At 64.8% G+C, this 18,256-nt stretch carries 21 protein-coding genes; 16 read left to right on the top strand and 5 right to left on the bottom strand.

What is annotated here, in order from left to right:
* The coding region (locus tag Q0C64_RS05165; protein WP_294121284.1) for a GFA family protein at window positions 1–231 on the top strand (231 nt) is incomplete at its 5' end.
* Window positions 228–626, top strand: a complete 399-nt coding sequence (locus Q0C64_RS05160; protein WP_294121283.1) for a GFA family protein — start codon at window positions 228–230, stop codon at window positions 624–626. The genes Q0C64_RS05165 and Q0C64_RS05160, both read left to right, overlap by 4 nt.
* On the opposite strand, the gene Q0C64_RS05155 is transcribed toward Q0C64_RS05160, so the two are convergent.
* Window positions 623–1,723 carry a membrane dipeptidase gene (locus Q0C64_RS05155; RefSeq protein WP_294121282.1) on the bottom strand — a complete coding sequence of 367 codons (1,101 nt, stop codon included), beginning with the start codon at window positions 1,721–1,723 and terminating at the stop codon, window positions 623–625. The two genes, Q0C64_RS05160 and Q0C64_RS05155, sit on opposite strands and share 4 nt — an antisense overlap.
* Before the next feature lie 213 nt (window positions 1,724–1,936).
* Here Q0C64_RS05155 and ruvB point away from each other — a divergent pair, with 213 nt between their 5' ends.
* From ruvB to pal, 8 genes are all read left to right on the top strand, one after another.
* Entirely contained in the window at window positions 1,937–2,977 is a 1,041-nt protein-coding gene (ruvB, locus tag Q0C64_RS05150; RefSeq protein ID WP_294121281.1) for a Holliday junction branch migration DNA helicase RuvB, read from the top strand.
* On the top strand, window positions 2,974–4,101 hold the full coding sequence (locus Q0C64_RS05145) for a DUF3089 domain-containing protein (protein ID WP_294121279.1): 1,128 nt from the start codon (window positions 2,974–2,976) through the stop codon (window positions 4,099–4,101). The genes ruvB and Q0C64_RS05145 overlap by 4 nt, the downstream gene beginning before the upstream one ends.
* Window positions 4,102–4,162: 61 nt before the next feature.
* Entirely contained in the window at window positions 4,163–4,621 is a 459-nt protein-coding gene (locus Q0C64_RS05140; RefSeq protein WP_294121278.1) for a YbgC/FadM family acyl-CoA thioesterase, read from the top strand.
* Window positions 4,621–5,322 carry a protein TolQ gene (gene tolQ, locus Q0C64_RS05135; protein ID WP_294121276.1) on the top strand — a complete coding sequence of 234 codons (702 nt, stop codon included), beginning with the start codon at window positions 4,621–4,623 and terminating at the stop codon, window positions 5,320–5,322. The genes Q0C64_RS05140 and tolQ overlap by 1 nt, the downstream gene beginning before the upstream one ends.
* Before the next feature lie 50 nt (window positions 5,323–5,372).
* A complete protein-coding gene (locus Q0C64_RS05130) occupies window positions 5,373–5,765 on the top strand; it encodes an ExbD/TolR family protein (protein WP_294121275.1) in 393 nt (130 codons plus the stop codon).
* Window positions 5,762–6,505, top strand: coding sequence for a hypothetical protein (locus Q0C64_RS05125; RefSeq protein WP_294121274.1), 744 nt, complete (start codon window positions 5,762–5,764; stop codon window positions 6,503–6,505). The genes Q0C64_RS05130 and Q0C64_RS05125 overlap by 4 nt, the downstream gene beginning before the upstream one ends.
* Window positions 6,502–7,797, top strand: a complete 1,296-nt coding sequence (gene tolB / locus Q0C64_RS05120) for a Tol-Pal system beta propeller repeat protein TolB (RefSeq protein ID WP_294121271.1) — start codon at window positions 6,502–6,504, stop codon at window positions 7,795–7,797. Before Q0C64_RS05125 ends, tolB begins: the two co-directional genes overlap by 4 nt.
* Window positions 7,798–7,837: 40 nt before the next feature.
* Window positions 7,838–8,356 carry a peptidoglycan-associated lipoprotein Pal gene (gene pal, locus Q0C64_RS05115; RefSeq protein WP_294121270.1) on the top strand — a complete coding sequence of 173 codons (519 nt, stop codon included), beginning with the start codon at window positions 7,838–7,840 and terminating at the stop codon, window positions 8,354–8,356.
* 47 nt (window positions 8,357–8,403) lie between these two features.
* Here pal and Q0C64_RS05110 read toward each other — a convergent pair whose 3' ends face one another.
* Window positions 8,404–8,709, bottom strand: coding sequence for an SEL1-like repeat protein (locus tag Q0C64_RS05110; protein WP_294121269.1), 306 nt, complete (start codon window positions 8,707–8,709; stop codon window positions 8,404–8,406).
* 83 nt (window positions 8,710–8,792) lie between these two features.
* Window positions 8,793–9,644: a pantoate--beta-alanine ligase gene (gene panC / locus Q0C64_RS05105; protein ID WP_294121268.1), complete on the bottom strand. Its 852-nt coding sequence runs from the start codon at window positions 9,642–9,644 to the stop codon at window positions 8,793–8,795.
* 83 nt (window positions 9,645–9,727) lie between these two features.
* Between panC and Q0C64_RS05100 the strand changes: the two genes are divergently transcribed.
* Both Q0C64_RS05100 and pgmG read left to right on the top strand, forming a co-directional pair.
* Window positions 9,728–10,519: a division plane positioning ATPase MipZ gene (locus tag Q0C64_RS05100; RefSeq protein WP_294121267.1), complete on the top strand. Its 792-nt coding sequence runs from the start codon at window positions 9,728–9,730 to the stop codon at window positions 10,517–10,519.
* A 117-nt stretch (window positions 10,520–10,636) separates the two neighbouring features.
* Window positions 10,637–12,016 carry a phosphoglucomutase/phosphomannomutase PgmG gene (gene pgmG / locus Q0C64_RS05095; protein ID WP_294121286.1) on the top strand — a complete coding sequence of 460 codons (1,380 nt, stop codon included), beginning with the start codon at window positions 10,637–10,639 and terminating at the stop codon, window positions 12,014–12,016.
* 12 nt (window positions 12,017–12,028) lie between these two features.
* Here the strand turns inward: pgmG and Q0C64_RS05090 are convergent, their stop codons facing one another.
* On the bottom strand, window positions 12,029–12,784 hold the full coding sequence (locus Q0C64_RS05090; protein WP_294121266.1) for an SIMPL domain-containing protein: 756 nt from the start codon (window positions 12,782–12,784) through the stop codon (window positions 12,029–12,031).
* A 74-nt stretch (window positions 12,785–12,858) separates the two neighbouring features.
* Here Q0C64_RS05090 and Q0C64_RS05085 point away from each other — a divergent pair, with 74 nt between their 5' ends.
* The 3 genes from Q0C64_RS05085 to Q0C64_RS05075 are packed head-to-tail and all read left to right on the top strand — an operon-like array spanning window position 12,859 to window position 16,218.
* Window positions 12,859–13,473: a GAF domain-containing protein gene (locus Q0C64_RS05085; RefSeq protein WP_294121265.1), complete on the top strand. Its 615-nt coding sequence runs from the start codon at window positions 12,859–12,861 to the stop codon at window positions 13,471–13,473.
* 7 nt (window positions 13,474–13,480) lie between these two features.
* Window positions 13,481–15,901 (top strand): ligase-associated DNA damage response DEXH box helicase, encoded by a 2,421-nt coding sequence (locus Q0C64_RS05080; RefSeq protein WP_294121264.1) that lies wholly within the window; start codon window positions 13,481–13,483, stop codon window positions 15,899–15,901.
* Window positions 15,902–15,939: 38 nt separating this feature from the next.
* Window positions 15,940–16,218, top strand: coding sequence for a hypothetical protein (locus Q0C64_RS05075; protein WP_294121263.1), 279 nt, complete (start codon window positions 15,940–15,942; stop codon window positions 16,216–16,218).
* On the opposite strand, the gene Q0C64_RS05070 is transcribed toward Q0C64_RS05075, so the two are convergent.
* Window positions 16,215–17,729: a M20/M25/M40 family metallo-hydrolase gene (locus Q0C64_RS05070; protein ID WP_294121262.1), complete on the bottom strand. Its 1,515-nt coding sequence runs from the start codon at window positions 17,727–17,729 to the stop codon at window positions 16,215–16,217. The genes Q0C64_RS05075 and Q0C64_RS05070 overlap by 4 nt on opposite strands.
* 71 nt (window positions 17,730–17,800) lie before the next feature.
* Here Q0C64_RS05070 and Q0C64_RS05065 point away from each other — a divergent pair, with 71 nt between their 5' ends.
* The gene (locus Q0C64_RS05065; RefSeq protein ID WP_294121261.1) at window positions 17,801–18,256 is read left to right on the top strand and encodes a hypothetical protein; all 456 of its coding nucleotides are present in this window, start codon (window positions 17,801–17,803) and stop codon (window positions 18,254–18,256) included.

Here is an 18,256-nt window from a genome sequence, read left to right as displayed (position 1 = left end):
AACTCGTTTGGAATGGTTGGGGATAGCGGCGGCCGGGCGATGTTCCATTTCTGCCCGGACTGCGGCTCGGACGTCTACTACCACAACGAAGGCGGGGCCGATGGGCAGATCGCCATTCCGCTAGGCGCGTTCGACGACCCTTATTTCCTGGTGCCGCAATATTCCGTCTACGAAGAGCGCAAGCATGGGTGGCTCGAAATCGAAGGCGACCAGGTCGAGCATTCCGATTGACCGACCGGCTGGCATCCTGCCGCTGCGGCCAGCTTCGCGCGATGGTGGGAGGCGATCCGGTGCGGGTGTCGGTCTGCCACTGCCTTGCTTGCCAGAAGCGGACGGGCAGTGCGCTATCGGCCCAGGCCCGGTGGGAAAAGTTATGCGTCCAGGTTGAGGGCCAGTCGAAGATATGGGTCCGGACCGCCGACAGCGGCCAGCAGACCACCTACCATTTCTGCCCCGAATGCGGCTCGACCGTCCATTACAGCGGCGGCAATTTTCCCGAGCTCATCGCCATTCCCCTGGGTGCGCTCGACGATCCCTATTTCGAGTGCATCGACCATTCTGTGTGGGAACGGCGCAAGCACGAGTGGATCGAACTATTGGGCGAGAATATCCAGCATCGGGATTAGCCGCCCCAGGCGTCCTTGTAGACCCTGAGGAAATTGCCCCCCATCAGCTTCTCCAGCCGCGCCTGGCTCCAGCCGCGCTTGGCCAGATCGTCGGCGAAGCGGCGGTAGCGGTCGATGCTGTTGTAATCCTCGATCAACGGATAGACGCCGATCGCCTCGCCCGGCGAAGCAATGCCCGCCTTGATCCGCTGCGCCTGCCACTCGTCCATTTTCTTTTTGGTTTCTGGGTCGAGAATCGTCGGCAAAATGCCATTGTCGGTGCCGATGCCGACATGATCTTCGCCGGCGATATTAGCGACATGTTCGACATGGGCCAGCAGGTCGGTGCCCTTGGGGTGGCTGTCGAGGGTCAGGAACGGCATGAAATAGACACCGACCACGCCGCCCTTGTCGGCCACCGCCTTGATCGTCGCATCCTCGGTGTTGCGCGGATGATCGGTCAGCGCCCTGGCGCCGGTGTGGCTGATGACCAGCGGCCGTTTGGCCTGCGCCGTCGCCTCGGCCATCGTCCGCGCTCCGCCATGGCTGAGGTCGAACAACAGCTTCTCCGCTTCAATCCGCTCAATCGTCGCCCGTCCGAGTTTTGAGAGGCCGGCATTGGCCTGCTCCAGCGCCCCGTCGCCAGACAGGTTGCGATTGTTGTAGGTCAGCTGGACGGTCATCACCCCGTCCTTCTTCAGCTGGGCCAGCCGGTCGAGCTCGCCGCCAACCATCGACGTGTCCTGCGTCCCCATCACCCAGGCGAACTTTTTCTCGCGCTTGGCCTTCAAAATGTCGGCCGCGGTGCGTACCAGCGCAAGCCGATCGGGATTGGCGTTGAGGATATTGTGCTTGGACGCGACGTCCTTCTGATAGTCGCCCCAGGGGTCGGCAACATTGCCGACCGGGAACACCGTGTCGCGCAGCAGGGTGACGCCGGTTTCGACCATCTCGTTCCACGCCCGGTCGCTCAGGCGAAGCTGGTCTTCGGGGCCATAGGGGTCGCCGACCCCGCCCAGCGCGTCGATGATGATTGCCTGGTCGTACCAGCTAGCCTTCGCCGCCTTTGCCTTGCCCATCGCCGGCGCTGCAACCAGCGCCGCGCTCCCCGCCAACATTGTCCGCCGGTCCACAAACATGTCCCGCCCTCCCTGTGCGCGCCGACGCTAGCAGGTGGCCGCGCGAAATCCACTGTCCTACAGCCGAACAAATGTGCAACATGGCGCGATGGGCGGGTTGGGATTTCGGCAGTCGGCGGCAAGGGGCGGCTGCGGCGGCCCTAACTTCACAAAAATGGTCGCCTTCTCCATGAAAATTGTGAAGTTAGGACGATGAGCGCGACCGATCCCGCCCGCATCACCACGCCCGAGCGGACCGCCGAAGATGCGGATGCCGCCCTGCGCCCCAAGAGCCTCGACGAATTCATCGGCCAGCAGGCGGCGCGCGAGAACCTCCGGGTGTTCGTCCATGCCGCCAAGGCGCGCGGCGAAGCGCTCGACCATGTGCTGTTCCACGGCCCCCCGGGTCTCGGCAAGACAACGCTGGCTGGAATCATCGCCCGGGAAATGGGGGTCGGCTTTCGCGCCACCTCGGGCCCGATCATCGCCAAGTCGGGCGACCTCGCCGCGCTGCTGACCAATCTCGAGGACGGCGACGTGCTGTTCATCGACGAGATCCACCGCTTGAATCCAGCGGTCGAGGAAGTGCTCTATCCGGCGATGGAGGACCGTGCGCTCGACCTGATGATCGGCGAAGGTCCCTCGGCCCGCTCCGTGCGGATCGACCTGCCGCGCTTCACCCTGATCGGCGCCACCACCCGCCAGGGGCTGCTGACCACGCCGCTGCGTGACCGCTTCGGCATCCCGGTCCGGCTCAACTTCTATACGACGGCGGAGCTGGAGCTGGTGGTCGGCCGCGCCGCCCGCCTGCTTGGCGCCCCGACCACGCAGGAAGGCGAGCATGAAATCGCCCGCCGCAGCCGCGGCACGCCGCGCATCGCCGGCCGGTTGCTGCGCCGGGTGCGCGACTTCGCCCATGCCGCCGGCGCCGACACGATCGACGCGAAGGTCGCCGACCGGGCGCTCGACCGGCTCGAAATCGATGCCCTCGGGCTCGACGCGATGGACCGGCGCTATTTGACCATGATCGCCGACCTCTATGGCGGCGGCCCAGTCGGGATCGAAACGCTGGCCGCCGGCCTTTCCGAACCTCGCGACACGCTCGAGGAAGTGATCGAGCCCTACCTCATTCAGCTTGGCCTCATCGCCCGCACGGCACGAGGGCGCTGCCTTAACGGGCGCGGCTGGACCCATTTGGGCCTGACGCCGCCCACGGGCGCCCAGACCGGCCTGTTCGACCAGGGAGACAAATGATGTTGCTTGCCGCCGCCCTGCTGGCCGCCACCGCGGCAAATGCCCCGGATTATTCGAACGGCGCCGACTGGCTTTGCCTGCCGGGCCGGGCCGATACCTGCTCGACCCCGCTCAAGACCACCGCGCTCAACCCCAACGGCTATGGGTCGACCGGCCAGTCGCAAGTGGTGAAGGACGCGGCGGTTGACTGCTTCTACGTCTATCCCACCGTCAGCCGCGATGACGGCACCAACAGCGACCTGGCGCCAGCCGAGGAAAAGGCCGCGGTCGAGGTCCAGTTCGCGCGCTTTGCCGGTGCCTGCCGGACCTATGCACCGCTCTACCGCTCGATGACCGTCGGCCTGATCTCGGCGGTCGCCGCCGGCGCCGACTATAAGGCGCCATTCGCCACCGCCTATGGCGACGTCCGAGCTGCCTGGCAGGAATATCTCGCCAAGTACAACCAGGGCCGGCCTTTCGTCCTGATCGGCCACAGCCAGGGCAGCTGGATGCTGCAGACCCTGATCGCGCAAGAGATTGAGGGCAGGCCGATCGCCAAGCAGATGAAGCTGGCGATCATCCCCGGTTTCAACGTGCTGGTGCCGCAGGGCAAGCTTACCGGCGGGACGTTCAAGTCGACCCCGGTCTGCTCGAGGCCGGGCGAAACCGGCTGCGTCATGACCTGGACCAGTTACCGCGAGAAGAATGTGCCGCCGCCCGGCGCAATCTTCGGCTATTCCGAGCTTGCCGGCATGACGGTCGCCTGCACCAACCCGGCGCGCCCCGGCTCGACTGCCTGGGAACCACTCGACAGCTATTGGTTCGCCCTCAGCAAGCAACCGGTGCCCGGCGGGCCGATTACCTGGTCAACCGAGGGCCCGCCGCCCTCGCCCTTCCTGCGCACCGAGGGACTGGTATCCGGCCGCTGCGTTAACGAAGGGCAGCGCGGCTATCTGTCGATCCGCACCAATGCCGACCCCAAGGACATGCGCACCGACCGTGTCGGCGGCGAAGTCGGCGCGCTCGGTTTCTTCATTCCTGGCTGGGGCATGCACCTCGCCGACATCAGCGCACCGCAAGGCGACCTTGTCCGCGAGGTCGAGGCGCTAAGCGTGGCAAGATCGGCCCGCGGAGTGGCGCGCTAGGGGCACTTTTCACAGCCCAAGGGTTGCCGCCGGACTCCCGGCTTGGTTAATGCGTAGATCGATGGATTCCTCCCCTTTTGACCAACCCTATCGCGGCGGATTCGTCGGCGCTGAGCATCGCTTCGCGCTGACCGTCTATTTTGAGGACACCGACACCGCCGGGATCGTCTACCACGCCAATTATCTGCGCTTCTTCGAGCGGGCCCGGTCGGACATGCTGAGGGCCGCCGGGATCGACCAGCGCGCCGCGATCGATGCCGGCGAAGGCGCCTATGCGGTCAGCGAAATGGACATCAAATGGCGCAAATCGGCGAAACTCGATGACGAGTTGCTGGTTATCAGCCGGGTGACGTTCGTTCGCACTGCGTCTTGCTCCATTCATCAACGAGTCATGCGCGGCGGGGAAGTTTTGGCGGAGGCGACGGTGACGGCGGCCTTCCTTACCCCTGAAGGCCGCCCCCGTCGCCAACCGGCGGAATGGATCGAGCGTTTCAAAGCGATTGAACAAGAAGGAATTTGATGCCGACCATGCAAGCTTCCGCCGACCTGATGAGCCCGTTGAACCTGTTCCTGCAGGCCGATGTGGTGGTCAAAATCGTGATGATCGGCTTGCTGCTGGCCAGCATCTGGACCTGGGCGATCATCTTCACCCATTCGATCCGCCTCAAGAGCATCAACCGCCAGACCGAGCAGTTCGAGCGCGACTTCTGGGCGACCAGCGACATCGATGCCTTCCACAGCAGCCGGAGCGGCGACAAGCTGCCGATTACCGCGGTGATGTCGGCGGCGATGGACGAATGGCGCCGCTCGACCAAGACCGCGCAGGTCGACCGGGCCGGCACCCGCGAACGGCTCGCCAGCCGGATGAATGCAGCGGTTGCCTCAGAGCTCGATCGCCTGTCCGACCGGCTCAACATCCTCGCCACGGTCGGCTCGGTCGCTCCCTTCGTCGGCCTGTTCGGCACCGTGTGGGGCATCATGAGGAGCTTCACCGCCATCGCCGGGGCCAACAATACGTCGCTGGCGGTGGTCGCGCCGGGCATCGCCGAGGCGCTGTTCGCGACTGCGATCGGCCTGTTCGCCGCCATTCCGGCGGTGATCGCCTATAACCGGCTGACCCACGGCCTCGACCGGCTTGAGGCGCGGCTCGACCGCTTCGCCGACCGCTTCCACGCCACCCTGAGCCGCGAACTCGAAGTGGAGGTCGCCTCGGGTCACTGATGGGCGCCAATCTCCCCTCCTCCTCCCGCCACGGTCGCCGCCGCGCGCCAATGTCGGAGATCAACGTGACGCCGCTGGTCGACGTCATGCTGGTGCTGTTGATCATCTTCATGGTGACCGCCCCATTGCTGGTCGCGGGCGTTCCGATCGACTTGCCCGAAAGCCGCGCCGGAGCGCTCGACCAGCAGGCCAAGCCGGTCCAGATCGCGATGGACCGCAATGGCCGGATCACCATCGACGATGCGCCGGTCGTCGATGCCGAGCTGGCGCGAACACTGGCCAATATCGCCGCCCAGCCGCAGCCGCCCGAGGGCCGAAGGATCTATCTAAGGGCCGATCGCACGCTCGACTATGGCCGGGTGATGCGGGTGATGGGCGAGCTCAACCGCGCCGGATTGAACCGCGTCGCGCTGGTGTCAGTCGGGCCGGAGCAGCAGCCATGAGGCTGGATCGCGCCGAGTGGACCGGGACGGGAGCGGCCCTGCTGTTCCACGTCGTGCTGATCGGCGCCCTGTCGCTGAGCCTTGCCCATGTCGTCAGCATCCCCGAGCCGCCGGCGATGGACGTGGAATTCGTCGAGGATGTCGGCCAGACCTCCGCCGCGCCACAGGCGATCGCGGTCCCGCCTCCGCCAAGCCAGGCACCGGAAATCGGCGAGGCCGAGCCGGTCGAACCCGTGCCGGTCATCCAGCCCGCGCCCCAGCCGAGCATCGCGCCGGCAAAGCCGCAACCGGTCCGGCCGGCCAGACCGGCGCCACGCGCCTCGCGGATCGGATCTGATTTCCTGAAAGGCGTTGAGAGTGACGACCTTGGCCCCCGCGACGGCCCCGCCAAGCCTGCAGCGCCCACTTTCAGCACCGCCGCCAGGGCCAGCGTGGCGGCTTCCATTGCGCGCCAGGTCCAGCCCTGTGCGGATCGCCAGCCGTTCCTTGGGGAAGGCGCGGATCAAATTCAGATTTACCTCAAGCTTTATCTGACGCGCGCCGGGCGCCTCGCCCGTCCCCCTCAGATCTCCTCGATGTCTGGCCCGTCTGATCTACGAGCCCAATATGGCGACCTACTGGACGACCAGGTGCGGCGTATCTTCGCCGACTGTTCGCCATTCCGTCTTCCAGCCGAACTCTACGACACCGATGACGGCGGTTGGAAGGAAACCACTCTAAGATACAGGGTGAAAAAATGATCAAGAAGCTTGCGCTTGTTTGCCTGTCACTGGGACTTTCCACGGCCGCCCTATCGCAGGCCCAGGAAGAACCACCGGAAGTTGTCGGCGGAAGCGTCCGGACAAGCACTTCCGTCGCCGTTCCGGTGATGCCGGGCGATGTGATCGGCCGACAGGTGGCCGAAGTGATCGCGTCCGACCTGCGCTCGACCGGCATTTTTACCCCGCTGGGGCCAAGCGGCCTGCCCTCCTACGCGGTCGAGGAAGCGGGCAATCCGGCCTATCCCAGCTGGCGCAACGCCGGCGTGGCGGCGCTGGTCTCCGGCTATATCGAACCGCGGCCCGATGGCCGGATCACGCTCGCCTGCTATCTCCACGATGTCACCGCCGGGCGCGAACTGACCCACCAGGGGTTTGCCGTCACCGCCGCCGACTGGCGCCGCGCCGCACACAAATGTGCCGACCTCGTCTATTCGCGCCTGTCGGGGCAGCAGCCCTTCCTCGACACCCGCATCGTCTACGTTGCCGATACCGGCCCCAAGAATAATCGCCAGAAGCGCGTTGCGCTGATGGATTCGGACGGCAGCAACCACCGTTACCTGACGATCGGCCGAAATACCGTCGTCACGCCGCGTTTCTCACCCCGCGGCGACCGGCTGGTCTATGTCAGCTACATCGGCCGCAGGCCTCGCGTGCTGCTCTACGACGTTGCCAGCGGCCAGGAGCGGCTGCTGATCCCCGGCGACCACATCACTTTCGCGCCGCGCTTTTCGCCGGACGGCCGCGACGTCGTTTTCTCGATGGCCGAGAATGGCAACACCGACATCTATGCTGTCTCGTCGAGCGGCGGATCGCCACGCCGGCTGACCGCCACGCCGGGCGCCGACACCTCACCTAGCTACTCGCCCGACGGGCGCCGCATCGTGTTCGAAAGCGACCGTTCGGGCACCCAGCAGCTTTATGTGATGGACGCCGACGGCTCCGGCCAGCGCCGGATCAGCTTCGGCGGCGGGCGCTACGCCTCGCCCGACTGGAGCCCGACCGGCAACTTCATCGCCTTCACCAAGATCGCCGGCCCGTTCCGCATCGGCGTGATGTCGCCCTCCGGCGGCGGCGAGAAGATCCTCACCGACGGCTGGCAGGACGAAGGCCCGAGCTGGGCGCCCAACGGCCAGTTCGTGATGTTCCATCGCACGCCCCAGGGTGCAGGCGCGGCTCGGCTCTACGCCGTGCCGGTCGAAGGCGGCGCGGCCCGGCTGATGCCGACACCGGTCGGTGGATCGGATCCCAGCTGGTCGCCGTTGAACAACTGAGCCGTTTCGAGATTTTATCGAGAAGAACCAAGGAGTGGAAATGAACAAGACTGTTTTGATCGGCATGACCGCGTTGGCCCTGGCCATCGGCGGCTGTGCCAAGCGCACCCCGCCGCCGGCCGCGACGACCGAACCGCCGGTTGCCCCGGTCAACTCCAATTCGACCGATCCCAACAGCCTCGAGGTGGTCGAACTGCCGCAGCTGCAGGCCGACCTGGTCGCCAAGGCCGGCTCCGACACCGTCTATTTCGGGACCGACGAATATTCGCTCGACCAGGCGACGCAGACGACCCTGGCAGCGCAGGCGCGCTGGTTGCTCGCCACGCCAAATGTGCGCGCTTCGATCGAAGGGCATTGCGACGAGCGGGGAACACGCGAGTATAACCAGGCGCTGGGCGAGCGGCGCGCCAATGCCGTGCGCGATTATATGGTTTCGCAGGGGGTGCCGACGTCGCGGCTGGTGGTGACCAGCTGGGGCAAGGAACGGCCGGTGGCGACCGGTTCCAACGAGGAGGCCTGGGCGCAGAATCGCCGCGCCGTGACGGTGATTATCCGCTGAGCTGAGCCGGAGACCCGGCACGCTTCACGCGTGTCGGGTTCGGCCAACTACGCGGCGTGACGGTGCGTGCTGCTATGGCCGAGCCAAGCGCGCGCTTGGCGCTGCGCTTCGGCGATCTCGCGCGCGGTCATCTCGATCGAGATTTCGGCGCGGCAGGCCTGGCTGCGGGTGTCGCCCGAAAGTGCGGCCAGGTTGAACCATTTGTGAGCCTCGATCAGGTCGACGGGGATGCCACCGCGACCGGTCGAAAATGTGACTCCAAGTTCGTAAAGCGCCTCGACGCTGCCAGCCTCTGCTTCCGCCATGCGCGTGCGGAGGAAGAAGTCGGCACTCTTCTGACTAATTGCGGCCATGAAACGTCCCCTGTTCCTTGTCTGACGGCGAGGTTCGCGCCGAAGGGACGAAAAAATGGTTAACGCCGTAATGACCTTGAAATTCAAACTGTGTCCGAAATGACACTAATGTTATCGATCAATCGGACCGTCCCGAGGAAGACCGCGGCGAGCAAGCGGCCATTTTCCTGAAAGCGTTCGAGCGGCTCGAGGCTGTCGCCATCGACATAAGCGACATAATCGACCGGTCCGAAGCCGGCCGCTTCAAGCCGGCCGGTCATTCGCTCGGTCTCCGCCGCCGGCTCGCCGCCGCCGGCAATGGCGGCAGCCAGCTCGTTCATGAGCCGATGGAGCGCCGGGGCCTTCCCCCTGTCCTCCGCGCTCAGCAGCGCGTTGCGCGACGACATCGCCAGCCCGTCCGCCTCGCGGATGGTCGGATGGCCGAAGATCTCGATCGGTAGGTCCAGGTCGGCGGTCATCCGGCGAATGACCGCCAGCTGCTGCCAGTCCTTTTCGCCGAAAACTGCGATGTCGGGCAGGGCGGCGATGAACAGCTTGCTGACCACCGTCGCCACGCCATCGAAATGGCCCGGCCGATGCTCGCCTTCCCAGCGGTCGCTCACCCCCGCGACGCTGACTGTCGTCGCAAATCCGGCCGGATAGAGTTGCTCGGCGGTCGGCAGCCACAACAGGTTGCAGCCGGCCTGCTCCAACTTGGCCGCATCCGCCACTTCCTGCCGCGGGTAGCGCGCCAGGTCATTGGGGTCATTGAATTGCAGCGGATTGACGAAAATCGATGCGATTACTCGGTCGGCCTTGGCCCTTGCCGCTTCGACCAGGGCCAGGTGCCCGGCGTGCAAAGCGCCCATGGTCGGCACCAATGCCAATTTTTCACCTGCCGCTCTCCAAGGGGAAAGGGCTGGAGACAAATCGCTTAACCTTCTAATGATTTGCATGCGATTCCGGCCTTCGATATCTCTTTGGGCGGGGCCGCGAGATAATCTCGCGGTTGTGGGAATCACAAGGGGAATAGCAGGCCATGGGCCAGCCGCACTTCATCGTCTTCGCTAATGAAAAGGGCGGCACCGGCAAGTCGACCACCGCGGTTCATACTGCCATCGCCCTGGCGGCGGCGGGACACCGTGTCGGTGCGCTCGACCTCGACCAGCGGCAGCGGACCATGACCCGCTATCTCGAGAACCGCGATGCCACCATGCGCCGGCTCGACAAGCAGTTGGCCTATGCGGCTTATGAGGTGCTCGAGGACCAGAGCGAGGCCGGCCTTGACGCGGCGATCGGCCGCCTCGCCGAACAGGCCGACGTGATTGTCGTCGACACCCCCGGCCGTGACGACCCGATTGCCCGTGCTGCCATCCTGAAGGCCGACACGCTGGTCACGCCGATGAATGACAGCTTTGTCGACCTCGACCTGATCGGCCAGGTCCACCCCGAGAATTTCAAGGTCACCAAGCCGAGCTTCTATGCCGAGCTGATCTGGAACAGCCGCACGCAGCGCGCCAAGGAAACCGGCAAGAGCGTCGACTGGGTCGTGCTCCGCAATCGCCTGCAGCACATCACGTCGCACAACCTCCAGCGCGTGGGCGCGGCGCTCGACGAATTGGCCCGCCGGGTCGGCTACCGGGTCATCCCCGGCCTTGGCGAGCGCGTCATCTACCGCGAACTGTTCCCCAAGGGGCTGACCCTGCTCGACTTCTCCGAGCTGGGCGACGTCGGGCTGGGGCATATCGCGGCCCGCCAGGAACTTCGCGAAATGATCGCAGGGCTCGACATTCCCGGCGAAGTGGAAGTGAGGGTTGCGGCGGCCGGATAGGGAACTACCGTCGCCTTACGTCATTGCGAGCGTAGCGAAGCAATCCGGCGTTCCATGGATTGCTTCGTCACTGCGTTCCTCGCAATGACGATTCCTGAAACAGCAAACGGTCAAATGATGTCGCATCAATTCAACCGCACTATTCTGCGCGAATATGACGTGCGGGGGATCGTCGGGCAGACGCTTGACGCCGATGATGCCTATGCACTTGGCCGCAGCTATGCCGCCCTCGCGACCGCGGAGGGCGCGAAGAAGGTGGCGGTCGGCCGGGATGGCCGCACCCATTCACCGGAGATGGAGGCATCGCTCATTCGCGGCCTGACCGAGGGCGGGCTCGATGTGGTTCGGGTCGGGATGGGTCCCTCGCCGTTGCTCTATTTCGCGGTGGCGACGCTCGACGTCCAGGGCGGAATCCAGGTCACCGGCAGCCACAATCCGGCCGACTATAACGGCTTCAAGATGCTGCTGAATGGCCGTTCGGTGTTCGGGGCCGAGATCCAGGACCTTGGCCGCCGCGCCGCGGAGGGTGATTGGAGCGATGGGCGTGGCGAGATCGAGGACGCCGATGTTGTCGACGCCTACGTCGATGCGCTGGTCAAGGGCTTTGACGGCAAGCCCTATCGGATCGGCTGGGACGCCGGGAATGGTGCCGCCGGCCCGATCCTCGAGAAGCTGCTCCAGCGCCTGCCCGGCGAGCATCATACGCTCTACACCGAGGTCGACGGCCGCTTCCCCAACCATCATCCCGATCCGACGGTCGAAGCCAATCTCGCCGACCTGAAGAAGCTGGTCGCGGACAAGCAACTCGACTTCGGCTTCGCGTTCGACGGCGATGCCGACCGCATCGGCGCCGTGGATAGCGAGGGCCGGGTGATCTGGGGCGACCAGCTGCTGATCATCCTCGCCGCCCCTGTACTGAAGGAGCTTCCGGGCGCGACCATCATTGCCGATGTGAAGGCCAGCCAGACCCTGTTCGACCGTATCGCCGAAATGGGCGGCACGCCGTTGATGTGGAAAACCGGGCACAGCCTGATCAAGGCGAAGATGAAGGAGACGCAGGCGCCGCTGGCCGGCGAGATGAGCGGCCACATCTTCTTCAAGCACCAGTGGTACGGCTTCGACGATGCAATGTACGCCGCGATCCGGACGATCCGCGCGGTTTCTGCCAGCCGCAAGTCGCTGACCGAACTCAAGAGCGAGATGCCGGTTTCGGTAGCGACGCCGGAGCTGCGCTTCCAGGTCGACGAGGCGCGGAAATTCGCGGTGATCGATGAAGTCGCCGCTCGGCTCGCGGCCGAGGGCGCCAACGTTAACTCAACCGATGGCGTGCGGGTCAATACCGCCGACGGCTGGTGGCTGCTGCGTGGGTCAAACACGCAGGACGTGCTGGTCGCCCGCGCCGAGGCGAAGGATCAGGCCGGTCTCGACCGGCTGATGGCGACGGTCAACGAGCAACTCCAAAAGAGCGGCATCGCCGCCGTCGAGGCGGCGCACTGAACTTAAAGTGGCTTATCGCGGTGCCAATGCGAACTCCACGATAGCCCGAATCGAGGTCTTCACCAATCCGCTCTTCACCTCGGACAACCCCGTAAATCTCTCGATCATCTTGTCGTATTCAGGGAACATGAAAGTGTTTTGGGCTGCCTGATCTCTTGCGCCGATGACCCGAACGACCTTCATTCCCAAGGCCGCCGCATATGCGTCTGCGTCCATTCGCGCCTTGGACATGGCGTCACCGATGGCTGCATTGCGATTCTGCCGATCGTTTATGAGCGAGAATGCTGGATTCTGCATTACGACCGCGTCTCTTTGATCGATCAAGCCGCGAAGCTTGGGAAGAAATGCCAAATCGGTGATCGTCAGTTCCAACGAGGCGGAGGCGGATACAGGCCGCTTGACGGTAGGTGCAACCTGCCCGATGTCCTCCAAAATCGCGGCCGAAGCAGCTTCATTGTCGATAAACCCGAAACGATTGGTCGGCTCTTCAAGGTCAATGCTTTGCCTTGGCAGGCCAAGAGCGACCAACTCGGTTGTCAGCTGGTCAGCAAGCGCGCGGACATTCGCCCTCGCTTCCGCATTCGTCGGACCCGATTTGCGGAGATTCAGGGTGACAGTTGCTCGGTCGGCCGGGGCCATTGACGCCCCGGTCGCGGCAATCTCGATTGCGATTTCGCCCGCTCGAATGGTGGGTGGAATTTCGGCAGCAAAACATTCCGTATTGGCGATAAAAATGGACGCCGCTATGCCAAGCAAGACCCAACGCATTTGACCCCTCCAATGGTTTGAACATGGCCCGAGCGACTTGAAAGCTAGTCATAATCGGATCGGATCGCAAAGCGGTGACGTTGCACGGCTTAGTCGCTATGGTCGCGGCCATGTCGGAAATGCAGGGCAGAGGCGCCGAGCCGGAAATGGGCATTTCGCCCGAGCGTTTCTGCCGGGTGCTCGAACTGGCGATTAGCGACAGTCCGCTCGAAGCGACACTGGGCGAGCTGCTCGGGATCGTCGAATCGACGTCGAAGACCGGTGTTCTCGGATCGATCCTGCTGCTTGACCAGGATGGCAAGCATTTGCGCCATGGCGCCGCGCCGAGCCTGCCCGAGGCCTACAGCGCCGCGATCGACGGCGCCGAGATCGGACCCAGTGTCGGCTCGTGCGGCACCGCCGCTTTTCGCGCCGAGCCGGTGTTCGTCAGCGATATCGCCAATGACCCGCTGTGGGCTGATTTTCGTGAACTGGCCGATGCCCATGGCCTGCGCGCCTGCTGGTCGACGCCGATCCTGACCGCCGGCCGCAGGGTGCTCGGAACCTTCGCCATGTACCATCGCGAGCCGCGCGAGCCAACCGTCCGCGACCTGGCGCTGGTCGATCTGGTCACGCAGACCGCGGCGCTGGTGATCGACCGCGATCGCGCCCAGGCGGTCCTGCGCAATATCGCGAAGATGACCGCCTGACCGATCGATGCTCGCCAATGTGAGTGCGCTTCCCCCTGTCGTCGAGCGATGGTTCGCGGGCCGCGGCTGGCAGCCTCGCCGGCACCAGCTGGAAATGCTCGATGCCGCGCATGATGGCGAGCACGCGCTGTTGGTCGCAGCGACCGGCGCCGGCAAGACGCTGGCGGGCTTCCTGCCGACCATCGTCGATTTGATCGAGAATCCCGCCGAGGGACTTCACACCCTCTATATCTCGCCGCTGAAGGCGCTGGCGGTCGACGTGCAGCGCAACCTCCTGACCCCGATCGAGGAAATGGGTGTCGACATCCGCGTCGAGACCCGCACCGGCGACACCCCGTCCGATCGGAAGGCTCGCCAGCGCGTCCGCCCGCCGCAAATCCTGCTGACTACGCCGGAGAGCCTGAGCCTGCTGCTGCGCTATCCGGATAGCGCACTGCTGTTCGAGAATTTGCAGAATGTCGTCATTGACGAAATCCACGCCTTCGCCCGCAACAAGCGCGGCGACTTGCTGGCACTCAGCCTTTCGCGGCTGCAAGCACTGTCACCGAAAGTCCGCCGGGTTGGCCTCAGTGCCACGGTCGCCGATCCCGACGCCTATCGCAGCTGGCTTGCGCCCGACGCCGACATGGATGTGGTCAGGCTCGTCGCGGGCGATCCAGGCGTTGAGCCCGACCTCGACATCCTGATCCCCGAGAACCGCATCCCCTGGGCCGGCCACAGCGGCTACCACGCCGCCCGCGACGTGATGCTGCTGATCGAGCAGCACCGCACCACGCTCATTTTCTGCAACACCCGCGGTCTCGCCGAGCTCACCTTCCAGAAACTTTGGTCGGTCAACGACCGGTCGCTGCCGATCGGCATTCATCACGGCAGCCTGGCGGTCGAGGCGCGGCGGAAGATCGAGGCGGCGATGGCCCAAGGCAAGGTCCGCGCGCTGGTCGCCACCGCCTCGCTCGACCTCGGCATCGACTGGGGCGACATCGACCTCGTCATCCAGATGGGGGCGCCCAAGGGTTCGTCGCGCCTGCTGCAGCGGATCGGCCGCGCCAACCACCGCCTCGACGCGCCATCGAAGGGCATGATCGTCCCCGGCAACCGCTTCGAATATCTCGAAGCCCGCGCCGCGCTCGATGCGATCGGCGATGGCGAACTCGATCCCGAAAGCTTCCGTCCCGGCACGCTTGACGTGCTCGCCCAGCATGTCCTTGGTGTCGCCTGCGCCGGGCCGTTCGACGAGGCCGAGCTACTGGCCGAAATCCGCTCGGCCGCGCCCTATGCCGGCCTCAACGACGAAGCCTTTCGCGACATCCTCAATTTCGTCGCCACCGGCGGCTATGCGCTCAAGGCCTATGACCGCTTTCGCCGCATCGTCGAAGAGGCGCCCGGCCGGTGGCGGTTGGCAAAGCCCGACTTCGCCGTCCAGCACCGGATGAATGCCGGAGTGATCGTCGAGCAGCCGCTGATGGACGTCCGGTTCAAGGGCGGCCGCAAGCTGGGGACGGTCGAGGAAGGCTTTGCCTCGGTCCTTGAGCCCGGCGACCGCATCTTCTTCGCCGGCCTCAGCCTCGAAGTGCTGTCGTTCAAGGAAACAGACATCTTCGTCCAGGCGTCGAAGAAATCGGCGCGGATTGTCACTTACGGCGGCCAGCGCATGTCGATGTCGACTCATCTCGCCAACCGGGTCCGAGCCATGCTCGCCGACCGCAACGACTGGCACCGATTCCCCGATGACGTCAGCGAATGGCTTGAGGTCCAGTCCGAGCGCTCGCTGCTGCCCGAGCCGCACTGGTTGCTGGTCGAAACCTTCCCGCACGAAGGCCGCCACTACATGGTCGCCTACAGCTTCGAAGGCTGGAACGCGCACCAGTCGCTCGGCATGCTGCTGACCAAGCGCATGGAAACCGCGGGCCTGAAGCCGCTCGGATTCGTCGCCAATGACTATGGCCTCGCTGTTTACGGACTCGAGCCGGTCACCGACCCGCAATCCCTCTTCTCGCCCGATATACTAGAGCATGAGTTCACCGAATGGCTCGAGCGCAGCCATTTGCTCAAGAACGCCTTTCGCGATGTGGCGGTAATCGGCGGACTGGTCGAGCGGCAGCATCCCGGCAAGCGGAAGACCGGCCGACAGGTCAGCTTCTCGACCGACCTCATCTACGACGTGCTGCGCCGATATGAGCCCGATCATCTGCTGCTCCGCGCCGCCTGGGACGATGCTCGCACCCGAATGACCGAGCTCGGCCGCCTCGTCAGGCTGGTCGATCGGGCAGCGTCGACCATGGTCCACGTCAACGTCGACCGGATCACGCCGATGGCGGTTCCCTTGATGGTTATCATCGGGCGCGAAGCGGCACCGGAAGGTACCGCCGACGAAGCGTTGCTGCTCGAAGCCGAAGCGCTGGCCGAAGCAGCCATGCGGATCGACTAGTTCATGCAGGCTGCAGGCAGGTCGGTTAGAACGCCCTCATGCGCGTCTTGATTCTGCTAGCTTTCCCCTTGCTCGCCGGCTGCACCACCATCGCCAGCACCGCGGTCGATGTCGTCACCTTGCCGGTCAAGGCCGTGTCCAAGGGCGTCGATCTTGCCACGACCAGCCAGTCGGAGGCCGACCAGAAGCGCGGCCGCGAGTTGCGCGAGGCCGAAGAACGGGCCGGCAAGGAAGCCCGCGAGCGCGAGAAGGCCTGCCGCAAGGCAGCCGAGCAGGGCGAGCCCTGCCCGCCTGCTCCCGAGCCGCAACCCAATTAGCGCTTGGTTTTCGCGCTGCGCGCCACTTCGTAGAGGAAGTCGGCGTAAAGGATCGCCTGGCCGTCGAAGCCCAGCACCTTGGGGTTGCTGCTATCGATCAGCAGCCACTCGTCGGGTGCATGGGCGCCGCCGCCGCGGCCGCCGCCGAACTGACCGGCAGGAAGGTGCAATGGCGGCCCCGTAAATACCACGCCGGGCCAGCTGCCGGCGGATCGGGCAGACATGGTGGTCGGGATCTTGGCATCGGCCAGCGTCTTCTGTTCGGCCTTGATCAGCGAGCTGTTCTCATCGGTTTGGGTCGGACCATAGCCGCCGCTGACATTAACCTCGATGTCGCCGAAGCCGCGCTTGGCGAGGTGCGCCTTCAGCTTCGACACGACCTCGTCCTTGGTCATGTCCGGGACCAGCCTCAGGTCGATCTTGGCCTCGGCCCGGCCCGGCAGGACGGTCTTGCCGCCCGGGCCCATATAGCCGCTGACCAGCCCCTGGATGTTGACCGTCGGCTGCTCTGCCAGCCGGTATGACGCGGTGAGATAGTCTTCGTCCTTGTACCAATGCTTGATGCCCAGCACCTTCATGTCGTCGGCTTCATTGCCGGCGGCGACATCGGCGGCGATCAGTTCCTTTTGCCTCGCCGTCAGCGGCTTCACATTCTCATACCAGCCATCGATTGCCGGCGTTTGCCCATCCTCCGAAACCAAGCTGTTGAGTGCCTTGACCAAGTGCCACACCGGGCTGTCGACATTGGCTTTGAGGCTCGAATGGATGTCCTTGTTCGGGCCGCGCCCCCACTTCTCGCCGCTGGAAATCAGCTGCAATTCGACGGCGCCCTTGGCACCCAGCACCAGCGTCGTCTGGCCGTCGACCGACTGCGCCGCCGAGGGAATGATAATGCCGACCGCCTTTTCCAGCGCGGCGCGCACCTCTGGCTGGTTCACTACCTGGGAGAAATGCGGCGAGGCGATTTCTTCCTCGCCCTCCGCCACGAAGACGAGATTGACCGGCAGCTTGACACCGGCGGCCTTGAAGGCCCGCAACGCCGCCAGGAAGGCAGTCTCCGGCCCCTTCTGATTGACCGCGCCGCGGCCGATCATGACCTTGCCCTCGCCAGGCCGGTCGACGATTTTCCCCTCGAGCGGCGGGGACGTCCACTCGGCGGGATCATAATGTTTGACGTCGTACATGAAGTAGATCGCCAGCGTGTCCTTGGCACCGGCGTCGAGCGTCGCAAACACACCGGGGACGCCGTCCGTCTGGATCACCCTGGCCTGCTGGAAGCCGGCGTCGAGCGCCAGCTGCCGCATATATTCGGCACCTTCCTTGTGATTGATTCCCATGTTGGCGATGGTCGGTAGGGCGATCCACTGGCGCAGCCGCTCGATCGAGGCGTCATGGTCGGCCTTGATCGCCGCGACCACCTTCTCGCGACCCGGGTCGCCGGGCTTGGCGGAAGCAGGCGCCGTGACCATCAGCGCCAAAGCCATGGCTACGCCAGTCGACATCATCCGCATTTTGATCCCCTCTGTTTGCGTTGTGGCAAGAGACTGGAACCTTCGCGCCCGCTCGTCCAGAGTGGCGATGAATGAGGTACTTTCTCGACACCGAATATAACGGCTTCGGCGGAGCGCTGCTCAGCCTTGCGCTGGTGCCCGAGGACGGCGGCGAGGAATTTTACGTCACACTCGATTGCGATGCCGAACTCGATCCCTGGGTCGAGCGGCATGTCGTTCCGTTTCTCGATATGGTGCCCGAAGGTCTGGTCAGCCCGCGCGTGTCGCGGCGCGACGCCGCCCAGATGCTCGCCCAATGGCTGGCTCATGACGAAGCTCCGGACATCGTTGCCGACTGGCCGGAGGATCTGGCGCAGCTGTCGATGCTGCTGGTCACTGGCCCGGGCATGATGGTGCCGGTCCCACCACTCAGCCTGCACTTCGTCCCGCTGCACGGCTTCTCGACCGCGGCCAACAGCACAGTCCCGCACAATGCGCTGCACGACGCCCGGGCACTGCGCGATCATGTGATGGGGCTGGAGCGCTAG

This window comes from Sphingomonas sp., assembly GCF_023266535.1.
Lineage (GTDB): Bacteria > Pseudomonadota > Alphaproteobacteria > Sphingomonadales > Sphingomonadaceae > Sphingomicrobium.
Note: the sequence above shows the minus strand (reverse complement) of the source record. Positions and strands in the feature narration are given on the sequence as shown.